At 50.9% G+C, this 2,087-nt stretch carries 2 protein-coding genes and 1 pseudogene; 1 reads left to right on the top strand and 2 read right to left on the bottom strand.

Features of this window, described 5'->3' with window-relative positions; all coding sequences use genetic code 11:
• Positions 1–360 (bottom strand): annotated as a pseudogene (locus ACJROR_RS00290) (phage tail protein); the annotation flags it as partial.
• A gap of 41 nt (positions 361–401) precedes the next feature.
• Positions 402–572 carry a hypothetical protein gene (locus ACJROR_RS00295; protein WP_406545352.1) on the bottom strand — a complete coding sequence of 57 codons (171 nt, stop codon included), beginning with the start codon at positions 570–572 and terminating at the stop codon, positions 402–404.
• Positions 573–915: 343 nt separating this feature from the next.
• Between ACJROR_RS00295 and ACJROR_RS00300 the strand changes: the two genes are divergently transcribed.
• The coding region (locus tag ACJROR_RS00300) for an N-6 DNA methylase (protein ID WP_406545353.1) at positions 916–2,087 on the top strand (1,172 nt) is incomplete at its 3' end.

Here is a 2,087-nt window from a genome sequence, read left to right on the forward strand (position 1 = left end):
GGCTCCGGCATAAAGCCTCCTGATGGACAAGGTGTTATCCCGCACCACCGGAATCGCAAAGCCGCAGTTAAGCACATCTCTGAGCGATTCCAGGAGCGTGCTGTCGCTGTCTATGGAGCCGCTGCACCCCAGGCCCTGAGACCGCCAGAGCTCATCAAAGTCCATGAGCGTATCCTCATCCAGAATATTGCGGTATTTGGAGTTCCGCACGATGTACTGCACCACCGGAGCGATGTCCCTTGTTGCCACGAGAGGCTGCTCGGCTGTGACTGAATACCCGTATCTCACAGCCGGAAGTTTTCTTGTCCAGCAGGTGGCAAGCTGATTTTCAGAAAGCTCCGAAAGAGTTTCGTTGCCCATGAATCGGCAGATCAGCACCGTCATGTTGTCGTAATGGTCAATTACATTGATGACGCTCTTAAGCCCCGTCCACTTGATCTCCTCAAGAGCCCGGGAGGAGCCGTCTTCCTGCGAGGTTCTGAGAACCCGGAACTCGTAATTCCCGGCTGTCGGAGGTATATGCCGTTGTTGTCCTCGATCTGTCTTACGGCGGCAATCATCTTGTCGTGCATGATGAACCGAGCGGACTTGCGGTAAGGACGTTTCAGGGAATAGACGGAGGACAAAAAATCCTGTGGTCATGAGGGGTCCCGCATCAATTCCGATTTCGGAGCTGAGAATCCCGGAACTATGTCAAGATTGCGGAAAACCCTGAGGGGCGGAACCTTAATGAATGGTGTATGATAACCGCATAGACAATACGATGCAGACAGGTAAGGCTCTCGGCTAATCTAAAACTTGCTTTCCATATTTAACCCCACCGCCATTTACACATAGGGACATGATGGTACTGGGCAAGAAGTGAAGTTTTCTGCCGGAAACAGGCTCGTAAAATTCAGGAGAATGCAGCAAAAGATGATAACAGGCGAAATCAAGAACAAAATCGACAAGATTTGGACAGATATTTGGGCAGGGGGCATAACAAACCCGCTGACCATCATAGAACAGCTGACCTACCTGATGTTTATTCATTCCCTGGATGAGAAAGAACTGGATACAGAGTCGCTGGAGCGTGATTGCGGGGAGAGACTTCCGAAGATCTTTCCCGACACGCCTGCGGGACAGGCTATGCGCTGGAGCAACTTCTCAACTCTGGGTTCTCCGGAAGAAGTTTTTGATCTGATGTCCTTGCGGGTTTTTCCGGCCATAAAGGCCATGAAAAACGGCCGCCTTCCCGATTTTAATTCCCGTGGCCAAATGGTATGGCCGGATCCCGAAGTGTACGGTTCTGTTTCAGGCGGTGAATCTTCGGTGAACTCCGCTTTTACTCAGCATATGGAGAAGGCGGTTTTTGTGATCCCTACGCCGCTGGTGCTGGATAAAATCATAAGTGGTCTTAATGATTTGTATAAGACCGAGCTTCACAAGGGGCTTGATCTCCAGGGTGATCTTTACGAGTACATGCTGAGCAAGCTCTCATCAGCCGGGCAGAACGGTCAGTTCCGCACTCCCAAGCATATCCGGGAGATGATGGTAGAGCTTCTGAAACCGACGCCAGAGGACTCTGTCTGCGATCCCTCGTGCGGCACGGCGGGGTTCCTGATAAGTTCGGCGGAATTCATCCGCAGGCATTATGAAGACGACATGACCGAAGAGCAGTGGAAGCATTTCGGAAGTACCATGTTTTCGGGGTATGACATTGACCACACCATGCTCCGAATTTCAGCCATGAATCTGATGCTGCATTCCATCAGCAATCCTGAAATCGCCTATTTGGACAGCCTTTCCAAAAAAAATGAAATCTGCGACAAATACACCATCTGCTTGGCCAATCCTCCCTTCAAGGGCACGGTGGACGCAGAAAGCATCAATGACAATCTCAAGGCGGTAACCAATACCAAGAAAACCGAACTCCTCTTTATCGCTCTCTTCCTGCGGATCCTGAAAAAGGGCGGACAGTGCGCCTGCATTGTACCTGACGGGGTGCTGTTCGGTTCTTCCAAAGCTCACCAGTCCATAAGGCGGGAACTGGTGGAAAATCATCAGCTGAGAGCGGTAATTTCCATGCCGTCAGGTGTCTTTAAACC

It is taken from the genome of Succinimonas sp., from assembly GCF_045225735.1.
Lineage (GTDB): Bacteria > Pseudomonadota > Gammaproteobacteria > Enterobacterales > Succinivibrionaceae > Succinimonas.